15 protein-coding genes are annotated in these 19,016 nt (G+C 68.3%); 5 read left to right on the forward strand and 10 right to left on the reverse strand.

The genetic code is table 11. The features are described from left to right. The first annotated feature begins 1 nt into the window (after nucleotide 1). Nucleotides 2-2,350 (forward strand): phosphomannomutase/phosphoglucomutase, encoded by a 2,349-nt coding sequence (locus ACM0PK_RS16445; RefSeq protein WP_414607415.1) that lies wholly within the window; start codon nucleotides 2-4, stop codon nucleotides 2,348-2,350. Between the two features lie 96 nt (nucleotides 2,351-2,446). Here the strand turns inward: ACM0PK_RS16445 and ACM0PK_RS16450 are convergent, their stop codons facing one another. The 8 genes from ACM0PK_RS16450 to pyrE form a co-directional block, all read right to left on the reverse strand. Beyond that, nucleotides 2,447-3,160, reverse strand: a complete 714-nt coding sequence (locus tag ACM0PK_RS16450; RefSeq protein ID WP_005420506.1) for a response regulator transcription factor — start codon at nucleotides 3,158-3,160, stop codon at nucleotides 2,447-2,449. Continuing rightward, entirely contained in the window at nucleotides 3,141-5,801 is a 2,661-nt protein-coding gene (locus tag ACM0PK_RS16455; protein ID WP_180885729.1) for an ATP-binding protein, read from the reverse strand. The genes ACM0PK_RS16450 and ACM0PK_RS16455 overlap by 20 nt, the downstream gene beginning before the upstream one ends. 51 nt (nucleotides 5,802-5,852) lie before the next feature. Beyond that, a complete protein-coding gene (kdpC, locus tag ACM0PK_RS16460) occupies nucleotides 5,853-6,503 on the reverse strand; it encodes a potassium-transporting ATPase subunit KdpC (RefSeq protein WP_154350094.1) in 651 nt (216 codons plus the stop codon). After that, a complete protein-coding gene (gene kdpB, locus ACM0PK_RS16465; RefSeq protein ID WP_414607414.1) occupies nucleotides 6,500-8,557 on the reverse strand; it encodes a potassium-transporting ATPase subunit KdpB in 2,058 nt (685 codons plus the stop codon). Before kdpB ends, kdpC begins: the two co-directional genes overlap by 4 nt. A 10-nt stretch (nucleotides 8,558-8,567) precedes the next feature. After that, entirely contained in the window at nucleotides 8,568-10,277 is a 1,710-nt protein-coding gene (gene kdpA / locus ACM0PK_RS16470; RefSeq protein ID WP_414607413.1) for a potassium-transporting ATPase subunit KdpA, read from the reverse strand. 12 nt (nucleotides 10,278-10,289) lie between these two features. After that, complete coding sequence (locus ACM0PK_RS16475) at nucleotides 10,290-10,382, reverse strand: potassium-transporting ATPase subunit F (RefSeq protein ID WP_005407770.1); 93 nt, start codon at nucleotides 10,380-10,382, stop codon at nucleotides 10,290-10,292. A gap of 221 nt (nucleotides 10,383-10,603) precedes the next feature. Continuing rightward, nucleotides 10,604-11,266: a hypothetical protein gene (locus ACM0PK_RS16480; protein WP_414607412.1), complete on the reverse strand. Its 663-nt coding sequence runs from the start codon at nucleotides 11,264-11,266 to the stop codon at nucleotides 10,604-10,606. A 19-nt stretch (nucleotides 11,267-11,285) separates the two neighbouring features. Next, complete coding sequence (gene pyrE, locus ACM0PK_RS16485) at nucleotides 11,286-11,945, reverse strand: orotate phosphoribosyltransferase (protein ID WP_005420471.1); 660 nt, start codon at nucleotides 11,943-11,945, stop codon at nucleotides 11,286-11,288. 161 nt (nucleotides 11,946-12,106) lie between these two features. On the opposite strand from pyrE, the gene ACM0PK_RS16490 reads away from it, so the two are divergent. The 3 genes from ACM0PK_RS16490 to ACM0PK_RS16500 all read left to right on the forward strand — a co-directional run bounded on the left by ACM0PK_RS16490 (nucleotide 12,107) and on the right by ACM0PK_RS16500 (nucleotide 14,517). Further along, nucleotides 12,107-12,907 (forward strand): exodeoxyribonuclease III, encoded by an 801-nt coding sequence (locus tag ACM0PK_RS16490; RefSeq protein ID WP_005420469.1) that lies wholly within the window; start codon nucleotides 12,107-12,109, stop codon nucleotides 12,905-12,907. Then, nucleotides 12,904-14,208, forward strand: a complete 1,305-nt coding sequence (locus tag ACM0PK_RS16495; RefSeq protein WP_414607411.1) for an AmpG family muropeptide MFS transporter — start codon at nucleotides 12,904-12,906, stop codon at nucleotides 14,206-14,208. The genes ACM0PK_RS16490 and ACM0PK_RS16495 overlap by 4 nt, the downstream gene beginning before the upstream one ends. Nucleotides 14,209-14,286: 78 nt before the next feature. Next, the gene (locus ACM0PK_RS16500) at nucleotides 14,287-14,517 is read left to right on the forward strand and encodes a hypothetical protein (protein ID WP_005420465.1); all 231 of its coding nucleotides are present in this window, start codon (nucleotides 14,287-14,289) and stop codon (nucleotides 14,515-14,517) included. A gap of 74 nt (nucleotides 14,518-14,591) precedes the next feature. Here ACM0PK_RS16500 and ACM0PK_RS16505 read toward each other — a convergent pair whose 3' ends face one another. Next, the gene (locus ACM0PK_RS16505; protein WP_111200535.1) at nucleotides 14,592-15,719 is read right to left on the reverse strand and encodes an anhydro-N-acetylmuramic acid kinase; all 1,128 of its coding nucleotides are present in this window, start codon (nucleotides 15,717-15,719) and stop codon (nucleotides 14,592-14,594) included. 65 nt (nucleotides 15,720-15,784) lie between these two features. After that, complete coding sequence (locus ACM0PK_RS16510; RefSeq protein WP_069140051.1) at nucleotides 15,785-17,257, reverse strand: M23 family metallopeptidase; 1,473 nt, start codon at nucleotides 17,255-17,257, stop codon at nucleotides 15,785-15,787. A gap of 167 nt (nucleotides 17,258-17,424) precedes the next feature. On the opposite strand from ACM0PK_RS16510, the gene tyrS reads away from it, so the two are divergent. Then, complete coding sequence (gene tyrS / locus ACM0PK_RS16515) at nucleotides 17,425-18,636, forward strand: tyrosine--tRNA ligase (RefSeq protein WP_111200523.1); 1,212 nt, start codon at nucleotides 17,425-17,427, stop codon at nucleotides 18,634-18,636. Nucleotides 18,637-19,016: the final 380 nt, after the last annotated feature.

Consider the following 19,016-nt stretch of genomic DNA (forward strand, 5'->3'; position numbering starts at 1 on the left):
GATGAGCGGCATCGGGGAAGGACAGCGGGGACGGTCGTTGGGTCGCAGTGCACCACTACTGGGGGTGCTGCTGATCCTGCTGGCCGGCTGGTTCGGATGGAGCGCGGTGCAGCAATGGCGGCAGGAGGCCAACGGCCAGGCGCTGGAAGAAGCGCGCGACCAGGCCGTGCAGGGCCTGCAGCAGGCCGCTGCTGGCCAGTTGCAGCAGCTGCAGCAGCAGTTGAAGAACGATCGCGTGCAGCAGGCGCTGCAGGCCGGCGATGCCGCTGCAGCGGCGCTGGCCGTGCGCGAGAGCTGGACCGGGGTTGAGCAGGTCGAGGTGCTGACGGCCGATCTGGCCAACGCCTATGCCGATCCGGCCACCTTCGGGTATGCACGCCTGGCCCTGCTGGAAGCGGCGGTGGCTGAGGGCAAACCCAGCCTGCGCGTCGTCCGCGATGGTGGCGGCAATCGCCTGGGCCTGGCTGCGCCAGTGCAGCTGGGCAGCCTGGGGCCGGCCGTGATCTATGTCCGCCAGCCGCTGCTGCGGCTGACCTCGCCGCTGGACCAGGTGCGTGCGCCGTCCGCCGGCTTCCTTGGCCTGCGCCAGGGTGGCTTCGATCTGGTCACCCAGGGCAACGCGGGCCTGTCCGAAAGTGCGGAAGCGCTGGCGCGCCCGGTTGCTGGCACGCCGCTGCGACTGGTCGCGTCGGTACCGAATGTCGACGCCGGTCCGCTGGGCCTGGGCGCGCTGGCCAGCGCCATTGTGGCGTTGCTGCTGGCGTTCATTGCCGTGTTGCTGGTGGTGGGACGTGACCGACTGCCGAAGTCGCTGCCCTTGCCGCGCCGCGCCGCAGCGTCCGAGGCCGACCATGGCCCGACCCTGAGAGAGAGCCTGCAGCAGGCGCCGCCACCCGAGGCCGCTGTGACCGGCAGTGGCGATGCCGCGCCACCGCCGCCACCGCCAGTGCCCGCTGAAGAGCTGGCCGCCGGCATCTTCCGTGCTTATGACATCCGCGGCGTGGTGGGCAGTGAACTGACACCGAAGACCGCGGCGCTGATCGGCCAGGCCATCGGCACCGTGGCACTGGAGCAGGGCCTGCGCGAGGTGGTGATCGGTCGCGATGGCCGCCTGTCCGGACCCGAGCTGACGGCTGGGCTGGCCGAGGGCCTGCGCCGTGCCGGCTGCGCGGTGATCGACATCGGCCTGGCGCCGACCCCGCTGGTGTACTACGCCGCCTTCCATCTGCGTACCGGCACCTGCGTGGCAGTCACCGGCAGCCACAATCCGCCCGAGTACAACGGCTTCAAGGTGGTCATTGGCGGAGAGACGCTGTCCGGCGATGCCATCACCGATCTCTACCAGCGCATCGTCGAGGGCCGCCTGGTGCAGGCCGCTGAGCCCGGTGACTACCAGCAGCGCGATGTCAGTGCCGACTACATCCAGCGCATCGCCGATGACGTGCAGCTGGACCGTCCGCTGAAGGTCGTGGCCGATGCCGGCAATGGCGTGGCCGGCGCACTGGCGCCGCAGCTGCTGGAAGCGATCGGCGCCGACGTCATTCCGCTGTACTGCGATGTCGACGGCACCTTCCCCAACCATCATCCCGACCCGAGCGAACCGGCCAACCTGGAAGACCTGGTGCAGACGGTCAAGCGCTTTGGCGCCGATCTCGGCGTTGCCTTCGATGGCGACGGCGACCGGCTGGGCGTGGTGACCGGCGAAGGCCGGATCATCTACGCCGATCGCCTGCTGATGCTGTTCGCTGCCGATGTGTTGATGCGCAATCCGGGCGCGATGGTGATCTACGACGTGAAGTGCACCGGCAAGCTGTCCGACCACGTGTTGCGCAACGGTGGCAGCCCGCTGATGTGGAAGACCGGGCATTCGCTGATGAAGGCGAAGATGCGCGAGACCGATGCCGAGCTGGCCGGCGAGATGAGCGGCCACTTCTTCTTCAAGGAACGCTGGTTCGGTTTCGACGACGGTCTGTACGCCGCTGCGCGATTGCTGGAGATCCTGGCCCAGCGCGAGGAAACGCCGGGCGAGGTGCTGGGCGAGCTGCCGGAAATGGTCGCCACGCCGGAGCTGAAGGTACCGGTGGCCGACGGGACGCCGCATGCCCTGGTGGCGATGCTGGTGGCGGCGGCGCAGTCCCCGGACAACCCGTATGTGGGTGGCCGCCTGTCGACCATCGACGGGCTGCGCGTGGACTTCGCCGATGGCTGGGGCCTGGTGCGTGCCTCCAATACCACGCCGGTGCTGGTGCTGCGCTTCGAAGGCAACGACGAGGCCGCACTGGAACGCATCCAGGCCCTGTTCCGCAGCCAGCTGCAACCAGTGCTGGGCGACACCCCGCTGGGGTTCTGACCCCTTTGGAAGCTGCAGCAGAATGGGTAGTGCCGGCCGCTGGCCGGCAAGCCCATGAACCTCACACACCCTGCAGTTGCCGGCCAGCGGCCGGCACTACCCCTTGAACCGCAACCCCACGCCCGGCTCGGTGAACAGGTAGCGCGAATCCAGCGCCGAATCGCCCAGCTTGTGCCGCAGCTTGCCGACCAGGATGCGCAGGTAGTGGGTGTCGTGCTGGTGGGTCGGCCCCCAGATCTCCTGCAGGATCTGCGGCTGGGTCACCACCCGTCCGGCATTGCGCAGCAGCAGCGACAGCAGCGCGTATTCCTTGCGGGTCAACGCCACCGGCTCACCCTGCAGGGCGACTTCGCGACGCACCAGGTCCACGTGCAGGTGGCCATCGTCGAACACCGGCGGTGTGCCATCGGTCGGCACGCTGCGCGTGCGCAGCAGCGCCCGCACGCGCGCCATCAGTTCCTGCGTGCCGAACGGCTTGGTCACGTAGTCGTTGGCGCCGGTATCCAGTGCGCGCACCTTCTCGGCTTCGCCGGCGCGCACGGTCAGCATGATCACCGGCACCTGGCTCCACTGGCGCAGCTGTTCCAGGACCTCGTGGCCTTCCATGTCCGGCAGGCCGATATCCAGGATCACCAGGTCCATGTCCTCGCTGGCGGCCAGCTGCAGGCCTTCCTGGCCGGTGGCGGCCTGCCGCACCTGGTAGCCCTGCGCGCGCAGGCTGATGTCCAGGAACCGGCGGATCTGGGTTTCATCATCGATCACCAGCACGCGTGCGGCCGGCACGCTGGCATCAATCGGGGTCGGGCTCATCGTGGGAGGCTGGCTTGAGCAGGGGCAGGGTGATGCGGATCAGGGTACCGCGACCGTCGCGTCCGGGCAGCGCCTGCACGCTGCCGCCATGTGCGCCGATCATGCCCTGGCAGATGGTCAGGCCCAGGCCGGTGCCGTGGCGGCCTCGGTCACCGCGCTCGACGCTGTAGAACATGTCGAAGATGCGCGCGCGCTCGTCATCGGGAATGCCGGGGCCGGCATCGATCACGTCGATGCGCAGCTGGCCGTCCAGCTCGCGCGCCTGTACCTGCACGGCGGCGTCGGGCGGCGAGAACTTGGCCGCGTTCTCCATCACGTTGAACACGGCCTGTTCGACCAGCGCCGGGTGCACCCAGATCGGTGCCAGCGTGGCTGGGATGTCCAGCTCCAGCCGCACCTTTGGCTGGTAGCGCTGCAGGCGCCGTGCCGCCGAGCCGATCAGCTCGTCCACGCCGATCCAGTCGCGGTTGATCTTCAGCCCTTCATGACCCAGCCGGGTCATGTCCAGCAGATTCTGGATGTAGCGGTCCAGCCGTTCGCCCTCGACCAGGATGGTGTCCAGCAAAGCACGGCGATCGGCTGTATCCATGGCCGCACCGTAGCTGGCCAGGCTGTCGGCCGACCCGATCATCGCCGCCAGCGGCGAGCGCAGGTCGTGCGACACCGAGGAGAGCAGCGCCGAGCGCAGCCGCTCGGTCTCGTTGCTGACGTGTGCCTGCTCCAGTTCCGCCACCAGCCGGGTACGCAGCGCGGCCTGTGCGATGTCATCGACCATCGCTTCGGCCAGCTGCCGCTGTTCGGGCAGCAGGCGCGCCTGTGCGCCGGGCAGGTACAGGCCGGCCACGCCGATCGCACGGTCTTCGCCGTCCAGCAACGGCAGGAACCACCATTGCGCACCGGCCAGGGTATCGGTGAAGCGCCCACTGGGCTGGCCGTGGCGCAGCGCCCAGTCGGCGGCAGCCAGGTCGGTATCGCCGGGCTGGCTGCGGCCGCCGGCGGCGGTATCGGTGCCGATCCGCAGCCACGCCGGCACGTCCAGGGCCTGCTCCAGCGCATGCCGGCCCGCCTGTGCCACCTCGCCGTTGCCGGCCGCGCTGGCCAGCTGACGGCCCAGCTGCTGGCGCGCACGCGCATGGCGGTTGGCCGCACGCAGCGCAATCACCTGCATGCGCAGGCGCGAGGCCAGGCGCCCGGCCACCAGTGCCGCGGCCAGGAACAGGAACACGGTGATCACGCCCTGGCGTGCACCGATGGCGAAGGTGAAGCGCGGCGCGATGAACAGGAAGTTGTAGGCCAGGAAGCACAGGATCGCGGCCATCACCGCCACGCTGGCGCGCGTGCGTGCAGCCACCAGCACCACCGCGACGATGAACACCATCGACAGGTCGGCCATGCCCACCCAGTGTTCGGCAAGCCACGCCACCGCACAGGCCAGCGCGGTAGCGATCAGGGCTTGTGCCGGTTCATGACTGATACCGCGCATTGGCGGCAGCAGGCTCTCGCGGCGCGAGCGTGCGCGTGCCTGCGGCGTGCTGATGATGGTGATCTCGTAATGCGCGCCACGCTGGATCAGCTGCTGGGTCAGGGTGCGGTTGAACATCCGTGCCAGTGGACGTTCGCGGGTCCGGCCCAGCACCAGGGTCGACACGCCGTTGTGTGCGGCATGGTCGAGCAGGGCATCGGCGATGCTCGATCCATGCAGCAGTTCGGCGTCGCCGCCCAGCCGCCGTGCCAGCGCGAAGGCCGCATCGATCTCGCGCCGGGTCGCCTCGTCCTGGCGCCGGCCCTGCACGGTCACTACCGTCCACGGTGCGTCGCGGCGCTCTGCGATGCGCCGCGCCACCCGCACCAGGTATTCGCTCTGGCCGCCCCCGTCGATGGCCACCAGAACGCCGCGACGCAGGGGCAGATTGCCTTCGCCACGCGCGGCGCGGGTTTCGCGCAGGCTGCTGTCGACGCGGTCGGCGGCTTCCTGCATCGCCAGTTCGCGCAGCGCGGTCAGGTTGGCCGGCGAGAAGAACGCCTGCAGGGCCTGTGCGGCCTGTTCCGGCACATAGACCTTGCCCTGCTGCAGGCGCGCGATCAGTTCGCGCGGCGGCAGATCGACCAGCACGATGTCGTGCAGGCGGTCGAGCACGCCGTCGGGCACGGTCTCGCTGACCCGCACGCCGGTGATCCGCATCACCACGTCGTTGAGGCTTTCCAGATGCTGGATGTTGACCGTGGTCCAGACGTCGATGCCGGCGTCCAGCAGCTCCATCACATCCTGCCAGCGCCGCTCATGGCGGCTGCCGGGCGCATTGCGATGGGCCAGTTCATCCACCAGCACCAGCGCCGGATGCCGTGCCAGCACGGCGTCCAGGTCCATCTCCTGCAGGGCATGGCCGTGATAGGCCACGTCCTTCAGCGGCAGCTGCGGCAGGCCCTCCAACAGGGCCTGGGTATCGGTGCGTCCATGGGTTTCCACCAGGCCCACCACCAGGTCGACGCCGCGGCGCAGCTGTTCCTGCGCGCGGGTCAGCATGGTGTAGGTCTTGCCCACGCCCGGCGCCGCACCGAGGAACACGGTCAGCTTGCCGCCGGCTTCGCGTTGCAGGCCTTCAACCAGGGCATCGGCCTGGCGGGTACGTGCATCAGTCATGGGGGCCGCTGTCATGGCTGCCATTGTGCGCGCAGCCGGTGCAGGCCGGCATCACGGTGCCTTGGCTGCATGGTCCAGCGCGAAGTTCAGCGTCACCACGTTCACCCGTGGCTGGCCGAACAGGCCCCACTGGCGCCCTTCGGTATGCGCCTGCACCAGTGCCTGCACGCGCTCCACCGGCAGGCCACGGGCACGCGCTACGCGCGCCACCTGCAGCTGTGCGGCGGCCGGCGACAACTGCGGATCGAGACCGCCGCCGGACTGGGTTACCAGATCGGCCGGAACCTGCGCTGGCGCGACACCTTCCCGTGCAGCCACCGCAGCGGTGCTGGCAGCGACGCGCTCGGCCAGCGCGGGATTGCTGCGCGCCATGTTGGAACCGGCCGCGGCCATCGGGTCGTAGTTGGCCGCCGACGGACGCGCCTGGAAGTAGCCATCACCGGTGAACGGCTGCGCCAGCCACGCCGAGCCGCGCACCTGGCCGTTGCCGTCGCGCAGCAGGCTGCCCTCGGCCTGGGTCGGGTAGGCCAGGCCGGCGAAGCCGGTGGCGATGCCGGCGTAGACCGCGCCGGCCAGCAGCAGGGTGGCCAGGCCCAGGCCGATCGCCGGGCGCCAGCTTGCGCCATCCTGCAGGCTCGCCACGCGGGCCTCGGCTTTCTGTCCGCGGGGAAGGGAAGACGAAGTGGAAACAGTACGGTTCATGCGCCGAATACCAGGACAAGAAGGAGGTCGATCGCCTTGATCGCCGCGAACGGCAGCAGCACGCCGCCGAGGCCGTACACCAGCATGTTCCGGCGCAGCAGCGCCGTTGCGGTGGCCGGGCGGAAGCGCACGCCACGCAGGGCGAGCGGAATCAGGGCGGGAATCACCACGGCGTTGAAGATCAGTGCCGCCAGCACTGCGTTGCGCGGGCTCGACAGCTGCATCACGTTCAGTGCGGCCATGGTCGGCACGGCAGCGGCGAACAGCGCCGGCAGGATCGCGAAGTACTTGGAGACGTCGTTGGCCAGCGAGAAGGTGGTCAGCGCGCCGCGGGTGATCAGCTGCTGCTTGCCCACTTCCACCACCGCCAGCAGCTTGGCCGGGTCCGAATCGAGGTCGACCATGTTGCCGGCCTCCTTCGCCGCCTGCGTGCCGGAGTTCATCGCCAGGCCGATGTCGGCCTGGGCCAGTGCCGGGGCGTCGTTGGTGCCGTCACCGACCATTGCCACCAGCCGGCCACCGGCCTGTTCCTGGCGGATGCGCGCCAGCTTGTCCTCCGGGCGGGCCTCGGCGATGTAGTCGTCGACGCCAGCCTCGGCGGCAATGGCTGCAGCCGTCAGCGGGTTGTCGCCGGTGATCATCACCGTACGGATGCCCATCGCCCGCAGCTGCGCGAACTTCTCGCGCATGCCGTGCTTGACCACGTCCGACAGTTCGATCACGCCCAGCACGTGGCGACCCTCGGCCACCACCAGCGGGGTGGCGCCATTGCGCGCCACCTGCTCGACGCGACCGGCCAGTTCCGCCGGCACGTTGCCGCCCAGCGCCTGTACGTGGGCGCGGATCGCATCGGCGGCACCCTTGCGGATCTGCCGGCCATGTTCCAGGTCCACGCCGGACATGCGGGTCTGTGCACTGAACGCCAGGTACTCGGCATGGTCCGGCTCGGCGGTGGCGCAACCCTGCTCGCGCGCCAGGCGTACGATCGACTTGCCTTCCGGGGTCGGGTCGGCCAGCGAGGACAGCAGCGCCGCTTCACGCAGCTGGCTGGCGTCGATGCCGGCCAACGGATGGAAGTGGCTGGCCTGGCGGTCGCCGTAGGTGATGGTGCCGGTCTTGTCCAGCAGCAGCACGTCGACGTCGCCGGCCACTTCCACCGCCTTGCCCGACTTGGCCAGCACGTTGGCAGCCAGCGCACGGTTCATGCCGGCGATGCCGATGGCCGGCAGCAGGCCGCCGATGGTGGTCGGGATCAGGCATACCAGCAGCGCGATCAGCAGCAGCGGATCGATCTGCACGCCTACCGCCGCGCCGATCGCCGGCAGCGTCGCCACCACCACCAGGAAGGTCAGCGTCATCGCTGCCAGCAACAGGGTCAGCGCGATCTCGTTCGGCGTCTTCTGACGGTTGGCACCTTCCACCAGCGCGATCATCCGGTCCAGGAAGCTGTGCCCCGGCTCGGCGGTCACCCGCACGATGATCTGGTCGGACAGCACCTTGGTGCCGCCGATCACGCCGGAACGGTCGGTACCGGCCTCGCGCAGCACCGGGGCGGATTCGCCGGTCACCGCCGCCTCGTTGATGGTGGCCAGGCCCTGCACGATCTCGCCATCGGCCGGCACCAGCTCACCGGCACTGACGATCACATGGTCGCCCGGGCGCAGTTCCGCGGCGGGTACCTGGGTTTCAGCCGCGCCCGGCTGCGGCGCAGCCAGCCGGCGCGCCACCAGATCCTGGCGGGCACGGCGCAGCGAGGCGGCCTGGCCACGGCCGCGCGCTTCGGCAACGGCTTCGGCGAAGTTGCCGAACAGCACGGTCACCAGCAGGATCGCGGTCACCGCCAGACCGAAGCACAGCGGCGCATTGCCGGTCAGGGTGACGATGGCGGCGACGATCGTGCCGGCCATCACCACCGCCATCACCGGGCTGCGCACCAGGTGCATCGGTGACAGCTTGCGTACTGCGTCGACCAGCGAACGGCGCAGGCCGGCGCCATCAAGCAGCGCAGGGCGCGGGGCAAGGGAACTACGGGTGGAACTTGCGTGGGTACTCATCGGGGTGTCCTTAGTGCAGTCCCAGGCTGAGGTGGTCGGCGATCGGGCCGAGTACCAGCGCCGGCATGAACTGCAGCACGGTCAGGATGACGATCACCGAGACCAGGGTCAGGGCGAAGGTCGGGGTTTCGATCTGCAGGCTGCCGGCAGACTCCGGCGCCTGGCGCTTGGCGGCCAGTTGCGCGGCCACCACCAGCGGGATGATCAGCAGCGGGAAGCGGCCCAGCAGCAGCACCAGCGAGCAGCTCAGGTTCCACCACAGCGTGGCGTCGCCCAGCCCCTCGAAGCCCGAGCCGTTGTTGGCGTAGGCCGAGACGTACTCGTAGAACACCTGGCTGATGCCATGGAAGCCCGGGTTGGAGGTAGCGGCCAGCCCGGGCACGGCCAGGGTGATCGCGGTGAACACCAGCAGGGTGATCGGCTGCAGCAGCACCAGCAGGGCCAGCAGGCGTACCTGTGGCGTCTCCAGCTTGCGGCCGAACAGTTCCGGCGTACGTCCGGTCATCAACCCGGCCAGGAACACGCCCAGCAGCAGGTACACGATGAACTGCTGCAGGCCACAGCCGATGCCGCCCCAGATCGCGCTGACCAGCATGTTGACCATCGCGATGCCGCCACTCAGCGGCGCCAGCGAGTCATGCATGCCGTTGACCGACCCGTTGGAGACCTGGGTGGTCACCGCCGCCCACAGCGCCGTGCCGTCGGCGCCGAAGCGCACCTCCTTGCCTTCCATCAGCAGCGGCGTGGCGGCGCTGGCACTGTGCCCTTCGCTCCACACCATCGCGCCGGTGGACAGCAGCGACATGCCCAGCATGCAGCTGAACACCAGGGCGCCGAACCGGCGCCGGCCGGTGAATGCACCGATCATGAAGATCACCGCCATCGGCACCAGCAGGATGCCGACGATCTCCAGCGCGTTCGACAGCGGGGTCGGGTTCTCCAGCGGGAAGCTGCTGTTCGGGCCGTACCAGCCGCCACCGTTGGCGCCCAGCTGCTTGGCCGCGACCATCGCCGCCACCGGGCCCAGCGGCAGCTTCTGTCCGGCCATGCCGGCACTGGCATCGATCGGCGTGGCCTGCGGGCCACCGGCCATCGTCGACGGCACGCCCTGGCTGGTCAGCAGCAGGGTCCACACCAGGCACAGCGGCAACAGGAAGCGCACGCACAGGCGCACCACGTCCACGTAGTAGTTGCCCACCGCCACCTGGCGGTCATCGCCGGTACTGGTGGCCGCCGCAGCCTGCGGCGCACGCGAGAACAACGCGCGCAGCGTGGCCACCGCCAGCGCCAGGCCCATCATCGGTGTCACCACCTGCAGGCCGGTGATGCCGGTCATCTGCGAGAGGTAGGACAGCTGCGCCTGGCCCGAATAGTGCTGCTGGTTGGTGTTGGTCAGGAACGAGATCATCGTGTGCAGCGCGGTGTCCCAGCGCATGTTCGGGATCTGGTCCGGATTCAACGGCAACCAGGCCTGGGTCATGAACACCGCCTGGGTCAGTACGGCGACCACCACGTTGCTCAGGACGAAGGCCAGCACGTAGCCGCGCCAGGACATCGAGCGCGACGGATCGACCCCGAACACCCTGTACAGCGGCTTCTCGATCCAGTGGAACAGCACGTCGACCTTCATCGGCGTGCCACGCATCACGCGGGCCAGGTACAGGCCCAGCGGCCACGCCAGCAGCAGGCTGGCGGCAATAATCACAAGCATCTCAGTCATGGCCGGCTCCGCTCAGAACGACTCGGGCCGCAGCACGACATAAAGAAGATAGGCGGCGGCGACCAGCACCAGCACGCCACACAACAAAGACAGCCAGGGGGACATTGCAATAGCGTCCTGGTGGAACCCCTCCACCTCAGGCCGTCATCGTCGTCCTGCCGCCCATAAACGCACTACGCGCCGGACCGGGCCGACGCGTAAAGAGTGCATAAATTCCGTGGGCCAACCCGTAACCAGGCGCCGCCTACTGTACAGCCGGGCCCATGCTGGGCTGCTCTTTCCCAAGGTCACGCGGAGCCGAGCATGGGCTCGGCTCTACAAGCGAATCACGGGGCCTGGCTCGTCGGTGCCACGCCCTTCAGCTCGCGATAGCGCTGCAGGGTGCTTTCAATTTCCGCCTTCAGCGCCTGCTGCTGCTGCAGGAACCCGGCCTGCAGGCGCTGCTGCGCCTGCAACTGCACGTGCCGCTGACGGATCGCCTCGGCCTGCTTGTCGGCGACCTTGCCACCGGCCAGTTCTCGGTCACCGGCGGCCGACAGCAGCGCGACCAGTGATTCGCGCAGGCTGGTGACGTTGTACTCGGCGGTCTTGAGGTTGTTGTCCAGCACTTCCTGGCGCTCGGCGAACACCCGGCGCAGGTCCTCCTCGCTGCCATAGGTGGACAGCATCGCCTGCTCGGTACGCTGGCGGGTCTGCTCGGCCATCAGGTCCAGCTGCTGCTGCTGCGCCTGGGTGCTGGCCGCGGCGCGCTCTTCGTCGGTCAACGCGCGCTGGACCTGCGCATTGCGCAGGCCGCTCTTCGCGTTGAACTCCTCGCGGGCGTGATTGACCGCATCGGCTGGCAGCGAATCGCTGCAGATCCGCTCCTTGCCCTCGTTCCAGCAATACAGCTTCTTTTCCACTTTGCCGCCACCCCGCGACTGCGCCGGCAGCGTGAACGGCACGGCCAGCAGCAGGCCGGCAAAGAGAACGGCAGGAACTCGGGACATGACCTTTCCCCTGGGTCGGTCAGCGGATCGAACGGACGCCGTACTGGGCCCGGTAGGCTTCCAGCGGCTGGCGGTAACCCACAAGTTCCGGGTTGCCGGAGGCGAAATCAAGCAGATCGGCCAGCGACGCCACGGCGATCACCGGAATCCCGGCCTCCTCGGCCACCGACTGCGCCGCCGAGCGGCGGTCGGTTTCCGAGGCGATCTCCTGGCGGTCCAGGGCCACCACGATGCCGGCCGGGGTGCCGCCGGCAGCGCGGATGATGCCCAGCGCTTCGCGGATCGCGGTACCGGCGGTGATCACGTCGTCGACGATCAGCACGCGCTTGCCATTCATGTCGGCGCCGATCAGCTGGCCGCCTTCGCCGTGGTCCTTGGCTTCCTTGCGGTTGAACGACAGCGGCAGGTCGCGGCCGCGCTGGGCCAGCTCGCAGGCCATCGCGGTGGCCAGCGGGATGCCCTTGTAGGCCGGGCCGAACACCACGTCGTACTTGATCCCGCTGGCATCGATGGCATCGGCATAGCAGGCGCCGAGCTGGGACAGCAGCGAACCGGAGTCGAAACGGCCGGCGTTGAAGAAATAGGGGCTCAGCCGGCCGGACTTGAGGGTGAACTGGCCGAAGCGCAGGGCGTCGGCGGTCAGGGCCAGCTGCAGGAAACGGTGGCGGTGGTCGCTCATCAAAACTCGATTCATCTTCATTTGGAGCACAAATCCTAATCCAGCTGGGCGTTTCGCGCTCGTCCGGCCCCGCGTGAAGGCTGTCGCGGCGCTGCCTGGCGGACTGCGCAGCCCCACGGGCAACCGGTATGCTTGCCCGGTTTCCCGCCGCAGGTCCCCGCATGCGCATCATCAGTTTCAACGCCAATGGCATCCGTTCCGCCGCGACCAAGGGCTTCCTGGACTGGTTCCGTGCCCAGGACGCCGACGTCCTGTGCATCCAGGAAACCAAGGCCCAGGAAGACCAGCTGACCGACCCGATGTTCCGTCCGGATGGCCATCACTGCTTCTACCGCGACGCCATCACCAAGAAGGGCTACAGCGGCGTGGCGATCTACAGCAAGCGCGAGCCGGACCAGGTCATCACCTCGCTGGGCTGGGCGCCGTTCGACGACGAAGGCCGCTACATCGAGGCGCGCTACGGCAATCTCAGCGTGGTCTCCTTCTATATTCCCTCCGGCAGCTCGGGTGACCTGCGCCAGGGCTTCAAGTTCGAAGTGATGGAATGGCTGCGGCCGATCCTGGAGGAGTGGGCGCGCAGCGGCCGCGACTACGTGCTGTGCGGCGACTGGAACATCGTGCGTTCGGCGCTGGACATCAAGAACTGGAAGTCCAACCAGAAGAATTCCGGCTGCCTGCCGGAGGAGCGCGACTGGCTCAACGCCCTCTGCGCCGACCACGGCCAGGCCACCGATGTCGCCGCCGGCCGCGGTTGGGCCGATGCCTACCGGCTGCTCAATCCCACCGGCGAGGACTACACCTGGTGGAGCAACCGCGGCGCCGCCCGCGCCAACAACGTCGGTTGGCGCATCGACTACCAGTTCATCACGCCGGGCCTGCGCGACAAACTGCGTAGCTGTTCGATCTACCGCGACGAGCGCTTCTCCGACCACGCCCCGTTCACCGTGGACTACGACCTGTGACCGAGGCCGCCACACCGGTCAGCTACAAGGGCTGGGCAGGCATCAAGCGCGCCTTCGGTACCCCGTCGGCGCTGACCATGGCCATGCTTGGCTTCGGCAGTGGCCTGCCGTTCCTGCTGATCGCTTCGCAGACGCTGTCCACGCGCCTGCGTGACGTCGGCCTGGACCTGGGCAGCATCGGCCTGATCAGCCTGGCCAGCTTCTTCTACCTGCTCAAGTTCCTGTGGGCGCCGCTGCTGGACCGCTATGCATTTCCGCTGCTGGGCGCGCTCGGCCGCCGCCGTTCGTGGCTGCTGGTATCGCAGGTGCTGGTGCTGGTCGGCCTGGTCGCACTGGCCTTCGTGCGGCCGGAAGAGGGCGTCCGGCCACTGGTGATGTGGGTGCTGGTGGCGTCGTTCGCTGGCGCCACCCAGGACTCGGCGGTCGATGCCTACCGTATCGAGATCGCTCCGCAGACCGCGCAGGCCGCGCTGGCGGCCACCTATACGCTGGGCTACCGGATCGGCCTGATCCTGGCCGGCGCCGGCGCGCTGTACCTGGCGCAGTTCGAAGGCTGGATCGTCGCCTACTTGGCGATGGCCGCGCTGATGCTGCTGCCGATCGTCACTACCCTGCTGTGCGCCGAACCGGAGCGCCCGGCCACGGCGGTGCAGCGTCGCATCGATATCGCCGAAGCCTTCGTCCAGCCCATCTCCAGCTTCTTCAGCCGTAATGGCGTGGCGTTGGCACTGGTGCTGCTGGCCTTCGTCGGCCTGTTCAAGTTCCCCGATCAGGTGATCGGCGTGATGGCCGGGCCGTTCTATCTCGATTCGGGGTTCGACAAGGCCGACATCGCCACCGTGTCCAAGCTGTTCGGCGTATGGATGGGGATCGGCGGTGCGTTCCTGGGGGGTATTGCGGTGGCCGCATTCGGCTTCCGGCGCATGCTGCTGGTGGCCGCACTGGGCGTAGCGATGTCCAACCTGGCCTTCCTGCTGATGGCGCACAACCCAGGCAAGCTGTGGGCGTTCTATGCCGCGCTCAGTGCCGACAACCTGTTCCAGGGGTTCGCCGGCACCGTGCTGGTGGCCTTCATGTCGTCGCTGACCGACCGCAACTTCACCGCCACGCAGTACGCATTGCTGGTATCGCTGGCCAACCTGCCGGGCAAGTTCATCGGCGGTGTCTCCGGATACATCGTTGAGGCGACGTCCTACAGCACGTTCTTCATCCTCAGCTCGGTCACTGTGGTGCCGACCCTGCTGCTGCTGGCCTGGCTGTGGCCGCGGATCGCCGACCGCGGGCCGCCACCGGTCGCCTGATTGCCTGCCCGCCCGGACTGCGGGATCATCGCCCCCGACGCGCCGAGGGGGCGGTGCCTTGCGAACGGGGAAGTGAGCATGGCCGACGTTGTGCTGCGGGACCTGGACCCGCTGCTGCTGGAACGTATCCGACGTGTCGCGGTCGCCCGCGGCTGGACCCATGAACAGACCTGCGCCGCGTTGTTGGAGCAGGGCCTGTTCAGCAGTGAACTGGAGGTCCGCTCCGGCTTCGGCGATCCCGAAGTGGACGCCCTCTCCGACGCGATCGCCGCCCTGCAGGCCTTGCCCGCAGGGCAGGGCTTCGATTAGCGGCTTTGTAGAGGTAGAGCCGAGCCCACGCTCGGCTGCCCGGTGAATCCACGCCATGCGTGGATGGCGCCACCTCACGCCAGGTGGATTGCCCCCAGGATCCGCGGCCCCTTCGCTCCGGTCACGCTCGGCAGGTTGCCGGCCAGCCCGTCCATCGTCCGCTGCGCCAGCCAGGCGAATCCCATCGCTTCCACGTACTCCGGGTCCAGCCCGTGCACCGCGCTGGACTCCACCTGCACCTCCGGCAGCCGCGCCGCCAGCCGCTTCATCAGCTGCCGGTTGCGTACGCCGCCGCCACAGACCAGCAGGCGCCGGGTCTGCGGCTGCTGCGCCAGCAGCGCGTCGGCCACGGTCGTCGCGGTCAGCTCCAGCAGGGTGGCCTGCACATCGGCAGCGGCATATTCGCCTTCCTCCATGTGGGCCTCGGCCCAGGCCAGATGGAACTGCTCGCGCCCGGTGCTCTTCGGCGGCGGCAGCGCGAACCACGGGTCCGAACGCCAGCCGGCCAGCAGGCCCTCGTCCACCGCGCCACTGGCGGCATACGCGCCATCGGCATCGAAGGTACGGCCGGTGTGGCGCTGGCACCAGGCATCCATCAGCGCATTGGCCGGGCCGGTATCGAAGCCACGCACCGCGCCTTCGCGCGGGATCAGGGTCAGGTTGGCGATGCCGCCCAGGTTGAGCACCGCGCGGTCTTCATCGGCGGCACCCAGCATGCCGAGGTGGAAGGCCGGCATCAGCGGCGCGCCATGCCCCCCGGCCGCTACGTCGCGACGGCGGAAGTCGGACACCGTGGTGATTCCGGTCAGTTCGGCGATGCGGTTGCCGTCGCCCAGCTGCACGGTGAACGCCGGATCGGCCAGCGGGCGGTGGCGCACGGTCTGGCCGTGCGAGCCGATCGCGCGCACCTGGCTGCGATCCACGCCGGCTTCGGCCAGCAGCTGGTTGGCAGCCTCGGCGAAGTTGATCGCAATCCGCGCGTCCAGTTCGCCCAGCTCCTCCAGCGAATCCAACGGGCCACCTTCGCCCAGCGCCACCAGCCGCGCGCGCAGCACCGGTTCCCAGCGGGCGGTCAGGCCGTGCACGAAGCGGCAGCCACCGCCCGCGGGAAACTGCACCAGCGCGGCATCGATGCCGTCGGCGCTGGTGCCCGACATCAGGCCAAGGTACAGGGGGGCGTCAGCGTCGGCAGGTGTGTTCATGGCAGGCATAAAAAAAGGACGCGGCAAGCTTGTGCTGCCGCGTCCTTCTTCGTCAACGAAGGGGCTCAGCCGCGCTTGCGGCCGGTTGCCTGCTTGTCCTTGGCGCTGGCCACCTCGGTGGCGGCCTCGTCGCGGCTGGTCGGTGCCGGGCTGGCATCGGCGTAGATCAGCTTCTCCATGCCCTGGATGCGGGCCATCGCCGGCGCGGTCTGTGCGCGGAAGGCGACCAGCTCGGCGCCCTTCAGCGGCTCCGGCGGCGGCATGGTCACGGTCAGCGGGTTGCGGTGCTCGCCGTTGACGCGGAATTCGTAGTGCAGGTGCGGGCCGGTAGCCAGGCCGGTCGAGCCGACGTAGCCGATCACCGTGCCCTGGGCCACGCGCTGGCCGGTCTTGATGTTCGCAAAGCGCGACATGTGGCCGTACAGGGTGGTGTGGCCGCGACCGTGGTCGAGGATCACCACATTGCCGTAGCCGCGCTGCACGCCGGCGAACTGCACGCGGGCGTCGCCGGCGGCCATGATCGGGGTGCCGGTGCGCGCGGCGTAGTCCACGCCCTTGTGCATGCGCATCTTGCCCAGCACCGGGTGCTTGCGTGCGCCGAAGGTCGAGCTCAGCCGCGCGAACGGGATCGGCATGCGGATGAAGCTCTTCTTCAACGAACGGCCGTTGATGTCGTAGTACTCGGACTTGCCGTTGCGGTCGAAGCGGAAGCCGGAATAGGTCTTGCCCCCGGTGGTGAAGGTCGCCGCCAGGATCTTGCTGGTGTCCACCTTCTCGCCTTCGCGCCAGGTCTCGTCCATCACCACGCTGAAGCGGTCGCCCGGCTGCAGGTCCTTGGAGAAGTCGATGTCGTACTTGAAGATGTCGTCGGTCATCGTCGCGATCGCCGACGGCGACAGCCCGGCCCGGCGGGCCGCGGCATACAGCGAACTGGTGATCTCGCCGCTGGTGACCACGGTACGCGTGGAGGTCTCGCGCCGCGTCACCTTCTCCTTGATGTCATCGCCGGTCAGGCTCAGTTCCACCCGGTTGTCGGCGTCGCGGTCGAAGCGGATGCTGCGCAGGTCGCCGGACAGCGGCATGTCGAAGGCGATCTCGGCGCCCGGGCGCAGCTTGGTCAGCGCCTCGCGCGCACCGGGGTGCTCCAGCACCCGGTGCAGGGTGGTGGCCGGAATGCCGGCCTTGTCGAACAGGTCGCTCAGCGTCTGGCCGCGCTGGATGCGCAGCACCTGCCAGCTGTCGCCCGGCACCTGCTGCTGGCGGGCCATGGTCAACGGCGGCAGCGGCAGCGCCAGGCTGGTGTGGCTGTCCGCGTAAGGCGCATCAATGGTGTGCGAGAAACCGGGGACGATCGTCGCCACCAGGGCGCCGATGGTCGCAAACAGGCTGGCGTGCATCCAATGGCGGCGGGTCCAGCGCTCATTGAAGGCGGCGGGAAGGTGTTGCCTGAGCTTCCGATGCAGGGCGTTGTCGTGCAGGACGTGAAGGCGTTCCTGGAAGCGCTGCTTGCGTGCGCGCCCTTGTTCGGAATTGTGCATCGGCGGTCTTTTCCTGGCGGCCCGGGAGCGCGGGCCTGATCGGCGGTTACCATAGACACCTGAGAAAACCGCGTCAAACCCTTGTGCCCATTGGCTTTTGTGAAGCCAATCGGGTTAACTTTGCTTTAACACCCCACACAAGAATCGGCGTTGCCGGGAGTAGTCACGTGTCCTCGATTGAAGAAGCCCTTGCCCTGATCGGCCGCGGTGCCGACGAGATCCTCAAGCTCGAGGATCTGCGTGCGCGCCTGCAGGAGGGCCGCCCGCTGCGGATCAAGGCCGGCTTCGACCCCACCGCGCCCGACCTGCACCTGGGCCACACGGTGCTGCTGAACAAGATGCGCCAGTTCCAGGACCTTGGCCACCAGGTCATTTTCCTGATCGGCGACTTCACCGGCATGATCGGCGACCCGTCAGGCAAGAGCCTCACCCGCAAGCCGCTCAGCCGCGAGGACGTGCTGGCCAACGCCCGTACCTATGAGGAACAGGTGTTCAAGGTGCTGGACCGCAGCCGTACCGAAGTCCGCTTCAACTCGGAGTGGTTCGGCAAGATGGGCGCGGCCGACATGATCCGCCTGGCTGGCCAGCACACCGTGGCGCGCATGCTCGAGCGCGACGATTTCGCCAAGCGCTATGCCGCCCAGCAGTCCATCGCCATCCATGAGTTCCTGTACCCGCTGGTGCAGGGCTACGACTCGGTGGCCCTGGAGGCCGACGTCGAGCTGGGCGGTACCGACCAGAAGTTCAACCTGCTGATGGGCCGTGGCCTGCAGGAACACCATGGCCAGAAGCCGCAGGTGGTGCTGACCATGCCGCTGCTGGAAGGCCTGGATGGCGTCAACAAGATGTCCAAGTCGCTGGGCAACTACATTGGTATCAGCGAGCCGGCCATCGACATCGTCACCAAGACCATGAAGGTGGACGACGCTCTGATGTGGCGCTGGATCGAGCTGCTGTCCTTCGACATCAGCCAGGCCGAGGCCGTGCAGCTGCGCGAGCAGGTGGCCAATGGCGGCCTGAACCCGCGCGTGGTCAAGCTGCGCCTGGCGCGTGAGCTGGCGACCCGTTTCCACGACGCCGTGGCGGCAGAGCAGGCGATTGCCGGCTGGGAAGCGGCGGTGACCGGGCAGGGCGACATCACCCAGTTGCCGCTGCAGGATGTGGCGATCCCGGCCGAAGGCCTGCGTATTGCCGCGTTGCTGACGGCGGCCGGCCTGACCCCGAGCAACTCCGAAGCCAACCGCAAGCTCAAGGAGCGCGCGGTGAAGGTGGACGGTGAAGTGGTTGAAGACGGCCAGCAGGTGCTGCAGCCGGGCTTCGAAGGCCTGCTGCAGGTCGGCAAGCGCACCTTCGCCCGCGTGCGCCTGGTTGCTGGCTGAGAAGAAGGAAGGGCCGGCGCCAGCCGGCCCTTCCTTCTGCTCTTGTAGAGCCAAGCTCACGCTCGGCTGCTCTTCACGGGCTCCTGCCGCAGCGCGGCGCATGAACAGATGCAACATCCGGTGAAAAAAATCGCCACACCCCCTTCACAAATGATGGGAATGGGGACATACTTCTCCTCCCCCGTCGCAGGGGTCGCCACCAAGGGGCTTCAGCGACACCAGGGCGCCCACCACCGTCGAACGAAATAATCGAACGAAGGTGTTGACGGACTGAAAAAGTCTGGCATAATGGGCGGCTCGCTACGAAGGAAACTTCGCAGCACACGGGAACGGCGCTGAGGCCACTTCCCCGGATCTTTGAAAGTATGCGCAGGTATCTT

The sequence above is a fragment of the Stenotrophomonas sp. FR010 genome, assembly GCF_047520755.2.
Lineage (GTDB): Bacteria > Pseudomonadota > Gammaproteobacteria > Xanthomonadales > Xanthomonadaceae > Stenotrophomonas > Stenotrophomonas sepilia.